We start from the raw sequence: 17,659 nt of genomic DNA, 5'->3' as shown, positions 1-17,659 counted from the left end.
CCGGCGCGGACCGGGCCGCGCCAACCCATCCATGCTTCGTGCCGGCGGCACGCGGGAACACCGTCCGATCCTCCACAGCGCGGCTCCGGGCGGCCCGGCAGAGCTGTCGGGTGCTACGGCCGGCGGCGCACAGGCCCACCGTGCGTACCCGCCCGACCGCGCAGCGCCCCCCGGCTGGGCGGCGCCGCATGGCCGGGCCGGGCCGCATGACCGCGCAGCGCCCGCTGACCGGGCCGCGCCGCCCGACAGACACGCCCGGGCCGGGCCGCGCCGCTCCGGCCGGGTCACGCAAGCGTGACGGTGACCGTGCAGAGCCGCTTGGTGGGCCGGGTCAGGGCGACGTAGAGATCCCGTTCGCCGCCCGGGCGGGCCGCGGTGATCTCCGCGGGATCGACGACCAGGACGGTGTCGAACTCCAGGCCGCGCGCCTGGGAGGCCGGGACCAGGCGCGCCCGGTCGGCGATACCCGCGGCGGCCAGCTCCGGGATCCTGGCGTCCGCACAGATCACGCCGGCCAGTTCGCCGGGGTGCGCCAGTGCCTGGGCATCCAGCTCCGCGGCGAGCGCGGCGGTGAGGGCGTCCGGAGCGGTGGTGAGGGTGCGGGGCGCATCGCCGTGGCGGATCGAGCGGCTCGGGGTCTGGCCGGGGGCGATCTCGGCGAGCAGCTCCCGGGTGGCGGCCAGGATCTCCTCGGTGGTGCGGTAGCTGACGGTCAGGGTGTGCAGGGCGAACCGTGTGCCGAACTGCGGGGCCAGCGCCTCCTCCCAGCCGCGCGCGGTCGTCGCCGGGCCCGCCTGGGCGAAGTCGCCGACCAGCGTCATCGACCTCGCCGGGCACCGGCGGCCGACCATCCGCCACTGCATGGCGGTGTACTCCTGCGCCTCGTCGACGACCACGTGCCCGTACACCCGCTCCGGCGCGCCGTGGACCAGGGCGGCCGCCTCGTCCAGGAGCGGCACGTCGGCGTCGGTCCACGGGGCGTCCGGGGCGCGCAGCAGACCGGCCCGCTCCTCGTCGGTCAGCTGCGGCAGGTACCGGGCGAGCAGGTCGGCACTGCCCAGCAGGTCGCGGACGACGTCCTCGGGCAGCAGGTGCGGCCAGAGCTCCTCCACCGCCCGCTCGACACCGAGATCGTCCAGCAGGCCGGCCCGGACGGCGTCCGCGTCGAACTCGTCCTGGGGGTCCGGGGCGGGCGCGCCCTCCAGGCCGAGGTTGCGCAGGTCCGAGGCGGCGACGCGGTCGAGGTCGATGCCGGTGAGCTGGAGCACCTGGGCGTCGATGAGTTCCAGCGCCTCCAGGGCGCCGCGCTCCATCGCGTCCGTGACGGCGTCGGCCAGGAGCTCCTTGAACACCTGGCGGGCGCGGTTGTGGCCCAGGTCGAGGCGGGCGGCGGCGTCCCTGGCCCTGGCCACCTCCTCGTCGTCCAGCCGCACCCACTCCTGGCCCGCCCGCACGGCGAACCCGCCCTCCGGTGCCTGCCGCGCGCGCACCAGGCCCGCCAGGGCCTCGGCCAGCACCGCGCCGCCCTTCAGGCGCGCCGCCCCGGCCGGCTCCACGGCGCCGGGCTCGACGCCGGCCAGTTCCGCGCAGGTCGCCAGCACCACGTCGTTCTCGCCGAGCGAGGGCAGCACCTGGGAGATGTAGTCGAGGAACCGCGCGTTCGGCCCGAGCACCAGTACGCCTCGCTCGGCGGCCTTCGGGAACGCGTACAGCACGTAGGCGGCCCGGTGCAGCGCGACCACCGTCTTTCCGGTGCCGGGCCCGCCCTGAACCACCGTCACCCCCCGGTGCCGGGACCGCACGATGGCGTCCTGCTCGGCCTGGAGGGTGGCGACCGCCGCACCCATGCGGCCGGTGCGCCGCGCCTGGAGGGCCTCGGCCAACGGGCTGTCGCCGACGACGTCCTCGTCGGTGGGGGCGGAGCCGTCCAACAGCTCGTCGCTCACGCCGACGACCGAGCCCTGCGCCATCCGCAGGTGACGCCGGCGCCGCAGGCCCATCGGGTGGACGGCGGTCGCCTCGTAGAACGGGCGGGCGGCGTCCGCGCGCCAGTCCACCAGCAGCGGCAGGTCGCTCTCGTCCACGTGCAGGCCGATCCGGCCGATCCGCAGGGAGAAGCCGTCCCCGGCGTCGATCCGGCCGAACACCAGCCCCTCCCGCGCCCCCTCCAGCCGGCGCACCTCGCTGGTCAGCCGCCCGGCGGCGAGCTCCCGCTCGTACGACTCGCTCGCACCTTCGGCCGGCGCCGCCAGCACCTGGACCAGCTCCGCCCGCGCACCGGCGAGCCGCTGCTCGAGCAGCCCGTACACGGCGGACACCTCGGCCCGCTCCGCTTCCACGACACCCGCGGCACCAACGTTGACCTGCGACAAATCAGGGCCCCTCTCAAGTTCGAGCCACCACTATGCGGCCAAACCTCTTCGAAAGTAAGGCTTGACTTACGTCTCGCACCCTGGCCTCGAGAGCTACTGCCGCCGCAGGTCGGCAAAGTGAAGGTCGGTCAGACCGTCCGGCCGGCGCCTGCACACCTCGCCGGCCAGCCGCCCACCGGCGGTCCGTCCGCCCCGCCGCGGCACCGGACAGCCACGGCCCGCCGACCACGACCGGAGGAGTGAAGACCTCGGCAAAAAGATGACGTGCGATCACTATTCTTTCCCCACAGGGTAGTTGGGCGACTTCCTCCGCCCCGCACGGGAACCGCCCCACGGACTGGAGGGCCTCGCGACTATGGCGCACGTCACGGCGAGAGGCGGTCACGCTTCACCGGTGCGGGTCGTCTCCCTGGCGCGCCCGGAGGAGGACCCGGCGCCCCGCCCGCCCGGCCGAGGAGGACAGCCACCATGGAAACCATCACCGTCGAACGCGTCATCCACGCCCCCGTCCACGACGTGTTCACCTGGCTCACCACGACCACCAACTACACGGCCTCACCGCTGGTGCTGCGCTGCCGCCTGGCACGGCGCGGCCAGGACGCGCCCTACGGCGTCGGCGCCGTCCGCAGCCACCTCTGGCTCATCGGCTGGTTCAGCGAGCGCATCACCCACTACGACCCGCCGTACGCCACCGAGTACGTCGTCGAACGGAGCCTGCCGCCGTCCCGCCACGAACTCGGCCGCATGACCTTCACCGAGGTCGCCGGCGGCACCCACGTCCGGTGGACCACCCGCGCCGAGATCCCCCTCCCCCTGCTCGGCGCCCCGCTGACCCGCCTGCTCGCCCGGCCGCTCATCACCCGCGCCTTCCGCACCATCCTCGACGCCGCGGCCACCGCCCTGTCCAGCCGGTGAAGGCGAGGCTGCCGCCGGGACCCGCGCCAGAGGACCGGCCACGCGTCAGCGGCGGGGCTGCCACCGGACCGGCAGTCGCTTGAGACCGTTCTGGAAGTTCGACACCAGCCGGTCGGGTGACGCGCCCGGGGCCAACGCCAGCCCGGGCAGTTCGGTAAGGACGTGCCGGAGCATCATCGTCATCTGCAGGCGCGCCAGCTGCGCGCCGACGCAGAAGTGCGGGCCGTGGCCGAAGCTGACGTGGTCGTTCGGGGTGCGGGTGAGGTCGAAGCGGTCCGGGTCGGGGAAGACGCTCTCGTCCCGGTTGGCGGACGCGTGGTAGACCACCACCTTCTCCCCGCGCCGGATCCGCCGCCCGCCCAGCTCGACGTCCCGGGTGGCGGTGCGCCGGAAGTCCAGCACGGGCGGCCAGTAGCGCAGCATCTCCTCGACGGCCGGGGCGGTCAGCTCCGGCCGCTCCAGCAGCAGCCGGTACTGCCCGGGGTGGGTCAGCAGCGAATGCAGGCCCCCTGGCAGGGCGTTGCGGACCGTCTCGTTGCCGGCGACCGCGAACAGGAAGAACATGGTCTCGAACTCCGCGGCGCTCAGCCCGCCCTCCCGCATCCGCGCCAACAGGCTTCCGGGGCGCGGCCGTTCGGCGAGGGCGTGGGCGTAGGCGAACATGTCGGCGAGGGCGGCGCGGGAGCGGGGGTTGACCGGGCGGCCGTCCGGGGTGGTCCAGGTGGTGGGGCGGTGGGCGAGCGCGGCCCGGCCGAGGTCGGTGAGGTGGGCCGGGTCGGTGGTGCTGGAGTGGGCGTAGTCCGCGTCCTGGTAGCCGATCACCCGGTTCGCCCAGTCCTGGAGCAGCTGCCGGTCCCGGTCCGGCACCCCCATGATCCAGGCGAGCGTCCGCACGGGCAGGTCGGCGACGAGCCGGACGACGTCCGTCTCACCCTGGGCACGCACCTGCCGGACGGCGTCCGCCGCGTGCTGCTCGATGCCGGCGGCCAACTCGCGCAGGGCGCGCGGAGTGAACGCCCCCGCGACGATGCGGCGCAGCCGGGAGTGATCCGGCGGATCCTGGTTGAGCATCATCGTGCGGGCGAACTCGAGGTCCGTGGCGGAGTCCGGGTCCCGGATCTGGGTCGCGCCCAGGTGCGAGGAGAACAGTTCGGGGCTGCGCAGCACGTGCTTCACGTCGGCGTGCCGCAGCACCGCCCAGTAGCCGGGCCCAGGGGGCCAGTTGCCCACCGCCGGCTCCTCGACCCACCACACCGGGGCGGCCGTCCGCAGCTCCCGGAAGAGCCCGTACGGCACCCCGTCGGCATAGGTCCCGGGGAGGAAGATCCGGTTCACGTTCGCTTGGTCGAGCGTCACGCCGACGTACCGTACGGCAGCGCCCGGCCCCGCACCAGGATGCCGCCATGAGTGGACCGGAGCTCGTCTGCCGGGACCGCGTCAGCCTACGGGCGTACGCCTGCAGGCCGACGGCGCGCGGTGGATCATCCGGCGGCCGGATGCCCCCGGGCGCGGCGCATGCCAGCATTCCATCCGTGCGCAGGTGGTGATCATCCGCCAGGGGCCTCCTTCGTCCGGAGAGTGGCACGGGCGGGGCTCGACCGAACGGCACACCCCTCGGGCTGCGCACCGGTGCGCGACCACGGGCACATCCGAAGATCGAGAACCATGGGCCGCACCGGCCCGGGAGACCCAGGGAGAGACCATGACCACCACGCCGCTTACGGGCCGCAAGCAACTGACACGACGTCACATGATGGGGGCGGTACTGGCGGCCGGCATCACCGTGCCGCTGGGAGTCGCACGCCCGGCGTGGGCGGCTCCGGCCGCGTCGGGCCCGGTACGGCTCACCCTCCCCGCGCCCACCGGACCGCACCCGGTGGGCACGGTGTCGCTGCACCTCGTCGACTCCTCACGCCCGGATCCCGTGGCCGGACCGGGCCGCTTCCGCGAGTTGATGGCCAGCGTGTGGTACCCCGCCCGGGACGTCGGGCGGTATCCGGCGGCGCCCTGGATGACCGCCGGCAGTCTACGGGCGTACCTGGCGTCCGCGGGGCTCCCCGCCGACGCCGCACTCTCGCCGCTGACGGCCGGCCGCGAGGGCGCTCCGGTCGCGCGGACGGGCTGCGGACTGCCCGTCGTCGTGTTCTCGCACGGCGCGCACGACCACCGCGCCGACAACACCATCGTGGTTCAGGAGCTCGCCAGCCACGGGTACGTCGTCGTGACGGTAGCTCACACGCACGACACGTTCGCCGAGTTCCCCGACGGGCGGATCATCGCCCCGCTCAGGGACCCGGAACACTCGTTGGGCCCGGCGGACTTCGCCACGGACATCAGGTTCGTCCTCGACCGGATCGAGGACCTCGCCACCGGGCGCAATCCCGATGCCGGGCACCGGCCGCTGCCGGCCGGCCTGGCCGGCGCCCTCGACCTGCGCCGCATCGGCATGTTCGGCGCGTCGAAGGGCGGGACGGCGACCGCCCGCGTCATGATCGACGACCAGCGGGTCAGGGCCGGGCTGAGCCTCGACGGCCCGATGGATCCGATGATCACCGCCGATCTGGACCGGCCGTTCATGATGATGACCGCCCACTTCACCCGTGCTCAGGAGCCCAGTGTCGCCGGGTTCTGGTCGCACCTGCGGGGATGGCGGCTCAACGTCCAGGCCGACGGCGCGGTCCACAGCTCGTACGGCGACAACCAGGTGCTGCTCCCGCAGCTGGCGAAGTCGGCCGGAATCAGCGACGAGCAGCTGCATGGCGGGATCGGCACCCTCGATCCGGTCCGGGCGGTGCGGATCCAGCAGGCCTACCCGCTCGCGTTCTTCGACCTGCACCTGCGGCACCGCCGAGGACACCTCCTCGACGGCCCGTCCTCTGCCTTCCCCGAAGTGCAGTTCCTTCCGTGAGGCGACGGACCGCGGCGCCCACGCCCCGCGCCGCGGTCCCCGCGCCGGTCCCGGGGTTGACGCCGCTCGACGGCGGGCGGAAGACTCCGGGGCGGGTCCGTCCGTGACAACGAGGAGACCGCGGAAGCGTCGTGATCGAGGAACTGATACCCCCGCCCGCCGGTACGGCGCACGCGTTCACCGACCACGAGGCGGCCCTCGCCGCGCTGTACCCGCAGGAGGCCGCCGCCGTCGCGCTCGCCGTGCCGAAGCGGCGGCGGGAGTACGCCACCGTCCGGATGTGCGCGCGGCGGGCCCTGAACGGGCTGGGGGTCGCGGCGGCGCCGCTGGTGGCGGGGACGCGGGGTGCGCCGCAGTGGCCGGCGGGCGTCGTCGGCAGCATGACCCACTGCGCCGGGTACCGGGCCGCCGCCGTGGGCCGCGCGTCGGACTACCTGGGGCTGGGCATCGACGCCGAGCCCAACGAGCCGCTTCCGGACGACCTGTTGGAGTTCGTCTCGCTGCCCGCGGAACGCGCCCGGCTGCGCGAACTGGCGGCCGCAGCGCCGGACGTCTGCTGGGACCGGCTGCTGTTCAGCGCCAAGGAGGCGGTGTTCAAGACCTGGTATCCGCTGGCGGCGCGCGAACTCGACTTCTCGGAGGCGGAGTTGGGGTTCGATCCGGAGGCGGGTACGTTCTCGGCGCGACTGCTCGTCCCGGGGGTGAGCGCCGGGGGCAGGCACCTGGAGGGGTTCAGCGGCCGGTGGCTCTGCCGCGGCGGTCTCGTCGTCACCGCGATCGCACTGGAGCGACACTCCGGGCAGTGACGGCTCCGGCGGTGACTCGGCGCGGAGACGGCTCCGGGCCACTGCCTGTCGGCAGCGGCCCGGAGGATCGGCCTGCGATCGGCGTGCGATCGGCCGGGAGGATCAGCCCTGGGCCCGGGCCGGGTCGGCGGGCAGGGTCCGCGGGTAGCGCCGGCCGTTGAGCATCTTCCCGATCCAGGTCGAGCGGACCAGGTAGTGGTAGCTCAGGAAGAGGATCGGCAGCGCGACGGCCAGGATGAGCGGGTACTTGAGCGCCCAGTGCACCGGCCAGTCCCGCACCACGACCTGGAGGGCCATCACCAGCGGCATGTGGATGATGTAGATCCAGTACGAGGCGTCCGCGATGTAGCGCCGGACCGGGCTGAAGTCCGCGAAGAAGTGCAGCGCGGCACCGACGAGCCCGAGCGTCCAGAGCCAGCCCGCCAGCCCGTAGCCCAGCGCGCAGAGCAGCTTGGTCGTACCGGTGAGCGGCTCCAGCGCGGCGTGACCGTCGACGGTGACCAGCGAGGACTCCGGGTCGAAGCCGCCGAGGGCGGCCGTGGCGACGGTCACGACGGCCGCGGCGGCGACGTACGCGACCCAGCGGCGGCGCCAGCCCTGGAGGGTCCCGGGGTTCTTCTGCAGGTACCAGCCGAACGAGAACGCGACCGCGTAGCCGACGATGGTCGGCAGCTGCGGCACCAGGTCGGTGTTGGGCGTGGGCAGACCCTCCCACAGGTGCCACTGGTCGAAGAAGTAGAGGCAGACCGCGACGGGCAGCGCCAGCACGACCGGTTCGAGGCCGCGGGCGCAGACCCAGCCGACTGCCCGCTCCACGGCGCCGCCCTCCGGGGAGGACGCCCCGCCCTTGCGGAACAGGCCGAGCAGCTTGTGCCCGACGAGCACCGCCACGTAGAGCCAGTACAGCACCCAGAGGAACCAGAGGTGCGCCAGCGGGATGGGCACGATCGCCCGGGCCGGGACGAGGCTGGTCACCGGGTCCTTGATCCCGAGCACCACGGCGATCAGGATCACGTTCATCGGCAGCACCAGCAGGGTGCCGAAGAGCAGCGGCAGCAGGATGCGCTTGCTGCGCTCCTTGAAGAACCCGCGCGCCTTCAGCCGCCGGTACTGCATCCGGCCGAAGAAGCCGGCCAGCAGGAAGAACACCGGCATCCGGAAGAGGTGGATGACGAAGTAGGCGAAGGCGAGCGGCGAACTCGGGGAGTTGTCGACGATCGGCCAGCCGGTGTAGGTGAACCCGGGGATGAAGGCGAGCGTCGCGTGCAGCAGCACACCGAGCAGCAGCGCGAAGCCGCGGAGCGCGTCCAGGCCGTGGTACCGCTCGGAGGGCGCTTTCGGGGGAGCCGCAGCCTGCGCAGGAATGGCCACCGACGGGCTACTACTCTGTTGTTTCATGATTTCCTCGCGGAAGAATCGGTCGCGTCGGACAGTGGAAAGGCGGTACGTGCCGAAGAGAACCCGGCGTTACTTTTCCGGTGCGGCCGATGCGGCGCTCTCCGCACGGCGAGGACCGCCGGAGGCGGTGCTCCGTCCGAGGTCCTTGAAGTTCTTCGTCGCGATGTTGAGGCAGAACGACGGGGAAATGCGGAAGAGCCACCAGAACAGCTTCCAGAATCCGGGGACGATGATGACGCCCTGGTTCTTGGCGACCGCGTCGAGCGCCTTCTTGGCGAACTCCTCGGGAGAGATGGGCTTCTTCTCCTCCCACATCTCCTTGGTCTGCTCGCCGGTCACGCCCTCGACCTCGCGGCCGTATGCGCCGCCCTCGATGAACGGGGTCCGGATGACGCCCGGGCAGAGCACGCTGACCCGCACGCCGAGCTGCGCGGCCTCGGCGCGCAGGTTGTGCGAGAGGCCGACGACGGCGTGCTTGGTGGTCACGTAGGACGTGGTGCCGGGGCTCGGGACCAGGCCCGCCATGGAGGCGGTGTTCACGATGTGGCCGAAGCCCTGGTCGATCATCACGTTGTACGCGGCCTGGACGCCGTTGACGGTGCCGCCGAGGTTGACGTCGATGACGCGGCGCCAGTCCTCGATCCGGTAGTGCCGGGCACCCGCGCCCATGCCGTGGCTGATGCCGGCGTTGTTGAACAGGTAGTCCAGGCGCCCGGTCCGCGCGACCGTGTCCTTGACCAGCCGGGCGAACTCGGCGTGGTCGGTCACGTCCAGCCGGGCCGCGGTGGCCTTCCCGCCGGCGGCCCTGATCCGGGCGGCCGTCTCCTCGGCCTGCTCCAGCTGGAGGTCGGCCAGGACCACCTCGCAGCCGCGGGCGGCGAGGTCCTCCGCCAGTGCGCGGCCGATTCCCGACGCGCCGCCCGTGATGATCGCGGTGGCGTCCTTGTAGATTCTGATTGCGCTGCTCTGCGCTGCCATGACCGGGTTCTCCTCCAGGACTCCGATGATCGGCCTCGGTCCGAGGCCGTCAGCCTCTTGTCGAGGCCGTCTGCTCCTGAAAATCGCTCATCGATTTCAGGTTGTTTCCGAAACGGTTGATGGTGCTGGTCTGCACAGAGCCGCTGCCCGGCGGAAGGAGGTACTTCACAAAGGTCGCGAGCGTGGCGCTGGGTCCGAGGTCGATGAAGGTCGCGTCGGTCTCGGCGGTCATTTTCCCGATGGTCCGCGCGAATTCCACCGGATTTCTCATGGCGGCCCAGATCCCGTCGGCCGTCACGGCGTCGACCGGCCCGGCGGCCGTGGAGGAGACGATCGGGATCTGCGGCGGCGCGAAGTCCAGGCCGCCGAGGAGGCCGCGGACCTCCGCCCCGACGGGGTCGATGAGCTCCGTGTGCACGCCCCAGTTCACGGGCAGCCGCTCGCAGAGCACGCCCTCGCGCTTGAGGGCGGCCTGGAGTCCGTCGATCTGCGCGGCGTGCCCGCTGACCACGAAGTTGCCGTCGAAGTTGCGGCCCGTCACCCAGCAGCCGGCGAACAGGGCGGCGTGGGTGTCCAGGAGTTCCGGCGGGCCGACGATCGCCAGCATGCCGGCGCGCGGCGTCCGCTCGGCGAGCAGGTGCGCGAAGTCCACCGCGAAGGAGATGCCGAGCTCCAGCGGGAAGACCTCCGCGACCACGGCCGCGGTGATCTCCCCCAGGCTGTAGCCGAGCAGGAAGTCCGCCCGGTAGCCGAGCTCCTGCACGACCCGCGTCAGGCTGTACTCGACGCAGAGCAGCGCGGCGTTGGAGTCCGCGAGCGAGTCGAAGGGGTCGCTCTTCCGGCGGCCGGGGTCGAAGACGGTGTCCAGCAGCGACTTGCCGAGGATCGGCGAGGCGATCTCGTCGCAGTGGTCCAGCCAGAGCCGGTAGCGCGGGTGCTGCTCGTACAGCTCGCGGGTCATGTGGAAGTACTGGGAGCCCTGGCCCGAGTACATGAACACAGTGGGTTTGGTCATCGCCGGTGCTTCCAAGGGGTGTCGGTCGTGGGCGGGACTGCGGCGTTCCGGAGCGCCGCCGCGGTCAGCATTTCCGCAGGCAGATCGCCGAACTGATCCCGCCGAAGCCCATGCTGAGGCTGACGGCCGTCTCGAACGACCAGGGTTCCGCCTGCTCGCGCACCCAGTGGAACGACGGGTCCACCGGGTCGGCCAGGTTACGGGTGGGGTGCAGCTTCTGCTCGCGCATCTGCAGGAGCGTGGCGACGACCTCCACGGCGCCGGCCGCGCTCAGCCCGTGCCCGGTGATCGACTTGGTGGCGTTGATACGCGCCCCGGTGAGGCCGCACTCGCGCAGCGCCCGCAGCTCGGTGTCGTCCCCGGTGGGCGATCCGGTGCCGTGCGGATTGACGTAGTCCACCGCGGACGCCGGGAGACCGGCCTCCGCCAACGCCGCCCGTACGACACCGACTTCACCGTCGAACGAGGGGTTGGGGTTGCGGTTGCCGTCCATCGCGGTGGCGCCGCCGAGGAACCGCGCGTACGGCGCGGGGTGCCGGCGGGCACCCGCCCGCTCGACCACGACCGCGCCGCAGGCCTCGCCGAAGACGAAGCCGTCCCGGCCCCGGTCGAACGGGCGGCAGGCGGCGGCCGGGTCGTCGGCCCAGCGGCTCGACCCCATCGCGCCCATCGCCCGGAACGCCAGGCACTCCCAGTACGAGAGGTCCATCAGCGCGCCCATGGCGATGCAGACGTCCACCTGGCCCGACTGCACCGCCCGCACCGCCTGGAGCACGGCGAGCAGCCCGCTGGCCGAGGCTCCGCCCAGCGTCTGGGCGAAGCCCCGGATCGGGAAGGCCTCGGTGCAGAACCCGCACAGGTCGGTGTCCATGAAGGCCATGCCGTACGTGGGACGCAGGAACTCGGGGCGGTCCGCGTGGCGGGCGTGCAGCTGCGTCAGCTCCCGCTGCTGGACGTTGGACCCGCCGATCACCAGGCCGATGCGGCGCGGGTCGACGTCGTCCAGTCCGGCCTCGTGCCATGCCTCGTCGAGGGTGGCCAGGGCCACCTGCGAGGACAGCGAGGCCGTCCGCAGCACCCGCGCCGGGATGGCCGCGGGCGTGGTCAGCGTGACGATCTCGGCACCCAGGAAGGCCTGTTCGGCACCGTCCCGGCCGGCCGGGGCAGGCGGCACCTGCCGGCCGGGACGCCGCATCGTGCCGAAGGCGTGGCGGCCGCCGAGGAGTGCGGCGACAAAGTCGTCCTTGCCCTGCCCCACCGCACTGGTGACGCCGAGGCCGGTGACGACGATATCGCGGGTGTCAGGAGTTCGACTTGCCATGGATGAGCCCCGCCAGGTCACCGATGTTCTTCGCGTTCGCCAGCTCGGACAGCGGGATGCTGACCTCCAGCGACTCCAGCGTCATCATGATGATCTCGGCCCGGTCGATGGAGTTGGCGCCGAGGTCCTTCAGCGAGTCCGCCGGGTCGAAGGTGTGCTCCTCCAGCTCCGGGATGACCTCGCGGGTGTGCTCGACGATCAGGTTGAAGACGTCCTGGTTCGACATGTTGTCGGCTCTCCTAGTACTGGGAGGTGATGAGGTCGCGGACCTCGGGCTGGTGGAAGGTCTTGTCGTGCATGGCCACCTCGCGCTCGATGTAGCGCGGAAGCTCCGCGCGCAGCTCGGCCACCAGGTGGTCCTTGAGCGTGATCAGCGAGAGCCTCGGCTTCTCGGCCAGGGTCTCGGCCAACTCGACGGCGTAGGGCAGCACTTCGGCACGCGGGAGGACGGGGAAGGGAATCCCCCGCTCCTTGAGGTCGCGGCCGTAGTAAGTCTTCGCGGAGAGCAGCATCTCCTCGCCGAGGCTGAAGCCGAGCTTCTTGGGGAGGATCAGCGTCGCCCCCATGCCCGGCGTGAAGCCGTACCGCATGAAGTTGGTGGTGTAGATGCTCTCCTGGCTGAGGATCACGAAGTCGGAGAAGAGCCCCATCGCGAAGCCGCCGCCGATGCCGTGGCCCTGCATCGCGGAGATGACGGGAACGGGGCAGTCCAGCGCCAGGCCGTAGATGTCGGAGTCGGTGAAGCTGATCTGCCGGTCCTGGATCTGCAGCAGGCTCTCCTTCCGGCCGCCGCTGGCGAAGTAGGTGCCGTAGCCGGTGAGGATGACCGCCTTGCACCGCTCGTCGGCCTTGACCCTCCCGAAGGCGTCGCTCAGGCCGATGATGAGCTCGTCGGAGAAGGTGTTCTTGTGCTCCTTGTCCTGCATGGTGATCCGGACCACGGAGGGTCCGAGCTGGGTGTAGTCGACGGCTGCGCCCGGCATGTCCTACTCCCCTTCCCAGGGAAACTTCCCTGTGTTCACGTAGCGCGCGATCTTCTGCAGGTTCTCCTGGTCGGAGAACACCTCCCGGTTGGCCTCGACGGCCTTCTCCCGGGAGGGGAGCAGGATGTCGTCGAGGTTGCGCAGGTACTTCTTGTAGCGGGTGATGCCGGTCTTGGGCAGGTAGCGCAGGCGCAGGATGTGCTTGCGCAGCAGGTTGCCGCTGTTCTCCTCGCCGGCGTCCACCAGCTGCCATTCCACCGCCTGCCGGGCGGTGAACGGCTGGGTGGTCAGCGTGATGTAGTTGGCCCTGGCCGGGCCGACCTTCCTGATCAGGAACGGCAGGACGCACGCCGGCATGAGGCCGAAGAGCAGCTCCGAGAGGCTGAACACCGACCGTTCCTCGCACACGACGATGTCGCAGGCGGCCACGAAGCCCAGGCCTCCGGCGTTGACCTTGCCGCGGACGTGCGCGATGGAGACGAACGAGCCGAGAGCCAGCGCGAGCCAGAGGTCGTACAGGGCCTCGGCGTGCGACTTCTCGTGGCCGCCGCTCTCCTGGGAGCCCAGCTCCCGGAAGTCGGCGCCCCAGCAGAACACCTCGGGCAGGCCTTCCAGGACGAGGATCTTGGCGTGCTCCTCGCAGTGGCGCACCACGGCGGTGCACTCCTCGACCAGCCGGCGGTTGATCGCGTTGTCGGCGTCGGGCCGGTGGAGCTGGAGGAAGCAGATCTCGTCCTGGAACCTGACCTTGACGGTCTCGAACTCCGCGGTGTTCAGGAGAGCCACTCGTACTCCCGGTGGAACTCGTTGATCCGCTTGAGGAAGAGGAGTTCCCTGCCGAGCGTCTTCCGGGCCTCGGGCACGATGCCGGTGTCGAGCACGGCGTTGCGGGTGCCGAACTTCACGGCGTGGTTGGTCCGGAGCAGCATGTCGTACTCGGGCATGCTCAGCTCGTAGCGCTTGTCCAGGTGCTTCTCGATGTCGAAGCGGCGCACGTGGTCCTGGCTCTCCTGGCGGACGACGCCGCTGAAGAACTCCGAGCAGCAGCCGGATCCGTAGGAGAAGACGCCGACGCGCTGGGGGCTGGAGAGGTCCGCGTTGTCGATGGTGCTGGCGAGCGAGAGCATCGTGGTCGCGCCCATGACGTTGCCGACGCGCTGGCAGTACGTCAGCCCCGGGTGCATCCGGCGCTGGAAGTCCTCCTCGATCGCCGCCGGGCGCGCCTTGACGAACTTGCGCATCAGGTTGCGGTGCGCGCCCTTGATCATCCCGCCGAAGGGGGTGTGGAAGGCCAGGTAGCCGAAGCTGTTCACGAAGTCGACGTCGCCGACGCGCCGCTGGTACTCCAGGAAGGCGTTCTCGCAGCAGTCGAGGTAGGAGAGGAGCGACAGCTCCGCGTTGCCCGCCTCGCTGTCGGCGAGCGGACGGCAGGTGTCCATCACCTCGTGACCGTAGTAGCCGCTGGCGCCGACGTCGATCTGGAAGACGTTCGGGGTGTCGCTGATGAGCATCGCCACGGCGCCGGCGCCGCCGCTCGGCTCGGCGAAGGACCAGTCCTCGGACAGCGCGTCGCCGCCCTCGGCCACCATGAAGCGCGTGATGTCGGTGGCGATGACCAGGGCCTTCGCGCCCGGGGAGGTCTGCGCGAGGATGAAGTTGGCCGCCATCTGCAGGGCCGCCACGCCCGAGTAGCAGGCGTTCTTGATCTCGAAGAGACGACAGTTGCGGTTGAGTCCGAGCAGGCTGTGGAAGTACGTGCTCATGGACTTGCCGAAGTCGAAGGCCGACTCGGTCGCGGTGATGACGAGTTCGATGCGGTCCCGCTCCTCGGGGGACATCGCGTCGATGATGGGCTTCGCCGCGTTGACACCGAACGTCACCGGGTCCTCGTACGGCAGCGCGACGGTCTTCTCCTTCATGAGGAGGTTGTCGAACCTCGCGGTGTCGAGTCCACGGTGGATCGCCAGCTTCTCCACGTTGACCTGGCAGGTGCCGGCGAAGACGTTCATCGCTTCGATTCCGACGGTCGTCATCTTTTCTCTCCCTGGGGCTTACTGGACTGCTCGGGCCGGTTCGCTGCGCAGGACCTAGTGGACGGGCTCGATTTCGGTGAGATCGAAGTAGCCCCGGTAGCCGTTCATGTAGACGGCCGGCCGGTGACCGAAGAGGACGGTCGCCTCGGTCGCGGTCCGGAGGTCTCCGTAGTCGCCGGCGGTGGACTTCACGAGGGTCCCGACCGGGTGCGCCTCGTTCCACTGCCGGACCAGGTCCGCCGCCGTCGGGCGCGGCCTCGCCGCCGGCAGCGGCTTGGCGGCGGGCGCCGCGTGCCGGGCCGGGTTCGGGATCTCGCGACGGATCTTCTTCACCAGCTTGGTGAGGACGTCGCCGTGCCCGATCTCCTCGAACTCCATTCCCTCGTAACCGAGGAGGTGTTCCACGGTGTCGGTCCACCGCACCGAGCTGACGATCTGCTTCGCCAGGTTCTCCTTGACGAGGTCGTTCTCGTACGGCCTACCGGTCACGTTCGAGATGACCGGAATCCGGAGCTCGGAGAAGGGGATGCCGGCGAGGAATTCCGCGAACTCGGCCCGGGCCGGCTCCATGTAGCGGGAGTGGAAGGCGCCGCTGGTGTTCAGCGCGACAAAGAGGTGATTGCCCGTCTGGAAGTGCGGCTGCGCGGCCCTGATGTCCTCGACCAGGCCCGAAATCACGATCTGCGACGGCGTGTTGTAGTTCGCCAGGTCGACGGAGGTGAGGTCGTTCTGCTCCAGGACGGTTCTGATCTCCTTCTCGGAGGCGTTCAGGACGGCCGCCATGCCGCCACCCGTGGCCTGGGCCATCAGCTCGCCGCGCTTCTTCACCAGCCGCAGGCCGGTCTCGAAGTCGAAGCACTCGGCGGCCAGCAGCGCGTTGAACTCGCCGAGGCTGTGACCGGCCACGAAGTCCGGGACCAGGCCGGTCTCCCGGAGCTTGCGGTAGTAGGAGAGGGCGTTGACCACGTAGAGCGCGGGCTGGGTGTACTCGGTCTGCTTGAGCAGGCCTTCGGGGTCCTCCAGGCAGAGGGCCTTGACCGAGTAGCCCAGGATCGAGTCGGCGGCCCGGGTGAGGTCCTCGAACTCGTCGAACAGCGCGCCGCCCATTCCCTTCCGCTGCGATCCCTGCCCGGGGAAGACGTACGTCCGCATGGAGAACCCTTTCTCGTCTTTCGGTGTGTTGGCGATGCTTGCTCGACCGCTCGACCGCTCGACTGCTCGTGCTGCGATGAATGTGGTGCGCCGGGGCGCCGAGCGCGCTGCCCCTTACCGGCCCGTCCCGGAAATGCCCGCGGCTCCCCGTGCTTCTCGCCGGCCGGCACCTCGTCCCGCCCCGCTCGACCGCGTACCACCGGTCGCCGGATGACGTGACATCAGCCTTTGTGGCCCCCCCTTGGTCACCGACCGTGACGGATAATCAGATCATAGTGCCTGGCTGCACGGGGTGACCAGTGTGACAATCCCCATCGACCGTCGCGCGGGGGCCGACGGTCCACCACCCCGGCCCTCAGGCCAGGGCGTTCAGACGCTGCGTCAGAATCTCGGCGGCCTCCCGCATGAGCCCGGCCGCCATCCGGTCCACGTGCCGGTTGCGCCAGCTCTCCTGCGGCGTCCCCTTCGCCCACTGGTTGAAGGAGCCGAGCGCCGGGCCGGTGTGCACCTGGACGTTCGCCGGGTCGCGCTCCGGGTCCGAGAACGACAGCCGGCTGGTGTAGCCGTAGTACCAGCGGAAGATCAGCGCCATCTTGCGCTTCGGGCTGCGCTCGGCCCGCCCGATCTCCGCCACCCGGCCCGTCCGCTCCAGATGCTCCCTGGTCTCCCGCCAGACCTCGTCCACGCTCCGTTTGAAGTACGTGTCCTGGATCTGCCGCCGGGTACCCTCCGGGATCGCGTCCCAGGAGTCGTACGTCCGGTAGAGCGCGAAGAGCTTGTTGGCCCGGGCCGGAAAGAGCACGCCCTTCCTCAGCACCTGGACCAGCGCGCCGATCTCGAACATGTCACCCGCCGGACAGTAGTCGGTGTCCTGGACGTCGATTCCCTGCAACCGGTCCTTCACCGCGTCGGTGATCCCGGCCTCCACCGTGCACTGGTTGATCGAACCGGTCATCACGAAGTCCGCACCCATGGTGAAGGCCGCGGCCACCGCCTGCGGGGTGCCGATCCCGCCCGCGGACCCGAGGCGGATCGCCTCGGCATAGCCGAACTCCCGCGTCAGGTCGCGGCGGAGGCCCTGCATCGACGGCAGCAGCACGGTGGGCACGCCGCGGTCGGTGTGGCCGCCCGAATCCGCCTCGATGCAGAGGTCCTGGGCCACCGGGATGCCCCGGGCCAGCTCCGCCTGCTCGGGCGTGACCCGGCCCTCGGCCAGCAGCCCCGCGACGATCTCCGCGGGCGCGGGCCGCATGAACTCCCGGGCCACCTCCGGCCGGGAGACCTTCGCCAGGATCCGGTTGCCGCGCACGACGGTGCCGTCGGGCGCCCGGCGCAGCCCGCTCAGGTGGTACCGGACCAGGGCCGGCGTCACCTTGACGAAGGCCGAGGCCTCGACGAAGCGGACGCCCTCGCCGATCAGCAGCTCGACGTTGGCCGTCTCCCGCGCCGGATCCTGAAGGTTGCAGAGCAGGTTGACGCCGAACGGCCGGTCCGGCGCCAGCTCCCGGCGGATGTGGGCGATGTCGCCCCGCACCCGGTCGTGGCTCAGGCCCGCCGCACCGAGGAAGCCCATGAAGCCGCTGCGCCCCATGGCGACCACCAACTCCTTCGAGGCGATTCCCCGGTACATCGATCCCGACAGATACGCGTAGTCGACTCCGAAGTCCCTGCGGAAGGGCTCGCTCCCGAGCCTCCGTGCCACCCTGTCCATGCAGCCCCCTGCTCGACGGCCGGGAGCCGGCCGCCCCCGCTTCCGGGAGGCGGCCGCCCCGCCCACT

Annotated in this window: 15 protein-coding genes; 3 read left to right on the top strand and 12 right to left on the bottom strand. The window is 71.1% G+C overall.

Annotated features, from left to right (window positions below):
- Positions 1-284: 284 nt before the first annotated feature.
- Positions 285-2,318 (bottom strand): HelD family protein, encoded by a 2,034-nt coding sequence (locus tag ACZ3YO_RS22955; RefSeq protein WP_465572452.1) that lies wholly within the window; start codon positions 2,316-2,318, stop codon positions 285-287.
- Between the two features lie 522 nt (positions 2,319-2,840).
- On the opposite strand from ACZ3YO_RS22955, the gene ACZ3YO_RS22950 reads away from it, so the two are divergent.
- Positions 2,841-3,287 carry an SRPBCC family protein gene (locus ACZ3YO_RS22950; RefSeq protein WP_465572229.1) on the top strand — a complete coding sequence of 149 codons (447 nt, stop codon included), beginning with the start codon at positions 2,841-2,843 and terminating at the stop codon, positions 3,285-3,287.
- 45 nt (positions 3,288-3,332) lie between these two features.
- On the opposite strand, the gene ACZ3YO_RS22945 is transcribed toward ACZ3YO_RS22950, so the two are convergent.
- Positions 3,333-4,643, bottom strand: coding sequence for a cytochrome P450 (locus ACZ3YO_RS22945; protein WP_465572227.1), 1,311 nt, complete (start codon positions 4,641-4,643; stop codon positions 3,333-3,335).
- A gap of 346 nt (positions 4,644-4,989) precedes the next feature.
- Between ACZ3YO_RS22945 and ACZ3YO_RS22940 the strand changes: the two genes are divergently transcribed.
- Positions 4,990-6,195, top strand: a complete 1,206-nt coding sequence (locus ACZ3YO_RS22940) for an alpha/beta hydrolase family protein (RefSeq protein ID WP_465572224.1) — start codon at positions 4,990-4,992, stop codon at positions 6,193-6,195.
- Positions 6,196-6,326: 131 nt separating this feature from the next.
- Positions 6,327-7,001, top strand: a complete 675-nt coding sequence (locus ACZ3YO_RS22935; RefSeq protein WP_465572221.1) for a 4'-phosphopantetheinyl transferase family protein — start codon at positions 6,327-6,329, stop codon at positions 6,999-7,001.
- 102 nt (positions 7,002-7,103) lie between these two features.
- Here the strand turns inward: ACZ3YO_RS22935 and ACZ3YO_RS22930 are convergent, their stop codons facing one another.
- From ACZ3YO_RS22930 to ACZ3YO_RS22885, 10 genes are all read right to left on the bottom strand, one after another.
- Positions 7,104-8,372: an acyltransferase family protein gene (locus ACZ3YO_RS22930; RefSeq protein ID WP_465572219.1), complete on the bottom strand. Its 1,269-nt coding sequence runs from the start codon at positions 8,370-8,372 to the stop codon at positions 7,104-7,106.
- Positions 8,373-8,468: 96 nt separating this feature from the next.
- Positions 8,469-9,377: an SDR family NAD(P)-dependent oxidoreductase gene (locus ACZ3YO_RS22925; RefSeq protein ID WP_396323106.1), complete on the bottom strand. Its 909-nt coding sequence runs from the start codon at positions 9,375-9,377 to the stop codon at positions 8,469-8,471.
- 49 nt (positions 9,378-9,426) lie between these two features.
- Entirely contained in the window at positions 9,427-10,392 is a 966-nt protein-coding gene (locus tag ACZ3YO_RS22920; RefSeq protein WP_465572215.1) for an acyltransferase domain-containing protein, read from the bottom strand.
- Positions 10,393-10,456: 64 nt separating this feature from the next.
- The gene (locus ACZ3YO_RS22915; protein ID WP_465572212.1) at positions 10,457-11,713 is read right to left on the bottom strand and encodes a beta-ketoacyl synthase N-terminal-like domain-containing protein; all 1,257 of its coding nucleotides are present in this window, start codon (positions 11,711-11,713) and stop codon (positions 10,457-10,459) included.
- Entirely contained in the window at positions 11,694-11,939 is a 246-nt protein-coding gene (locus ACZ3YO_RS22910; RefSeq protein WP_396323109.1) for an acyl carrier protein, read from the bottom strand. The genes ACZ3YO_RS22915 and ACZ3YO_RS22910 overlap by 20 nt, the downstream gene beginning before the upstream one ends.
- A 13-nt stretch (positions 11,940-11,952) precedes the next feature.
- A complete protein-coding gene (locus ACZ3YO_RS22905) occupies positions 11,953-12,696 on the bottom strand; it encodes a polyketide synthase (RefSeq protein WP_396323110.1) in 744 nt (247 codons plus the stop codon).
- 3 nt (positions 12,697-12,699) lie between these two features.
- Entirely contained in the window at positions 12,700-13,482 is a 783-nt protein-coding gene (locus ACZ3YO_RS22900) for an enoyl-CoA hydratase/isomerase (RefSeq protein ID WP_396323111.1), read from the bottom strand.
- Positions 13,470-14,729: a hydroxymethylglutaryl-CoA synthase family protein gene (locus ACZ3YO_RS22895; protein WP_465572209.1), complete on the bottom strand. Its 1,260-nt coding sequence runs from the start codon at positions 14,727-14,729 to the stop codon at positions 13,470-13,472. The genes ACZ3YO_RS22900 and ACZ3YO_RS22895 overlap by 13 nt, the downstream gene beginning before the upstream one ends.
- Before the next feature lie 54 nt (positions 14,730-14,783).
- The gene (gene fabD / locus ACZ3YO_RS22890; RefSeq protein ID WP_465572207.1) at positions 14,784-15,881 is read right to left on the bottom strand and encodes an ACP S-malonyltransferase; all 1,098 of its coding nucleotides are present in this window, start codon (positions 15,879-15,881) and stop codon (positions 14,784-14,786) included.
- A gap of 355 nt (positions 15,882-16,236) precedes the next feature.
- Complete coding sequence (locus tag ACZ3YO_RS22885; protein ID WP_465572204.1) at positions 16,237-17,592, bottom strand: PfaD family polyunsaturated fatty acid/polyketide biosynthesis protein; 1,356 nt, start codon at positions 17,590-17,592, stop codon at positions 16,237-16,239.
- Positions 17,593-17,659: the final 67 nt, after the last annotated feature.

Source organism: Kitasatospora sp. NPDC022785, from assembly GCF_055561295.1.
This window is presented reverse-complemented; position numbering and strand designations above follow the sequence as displayed.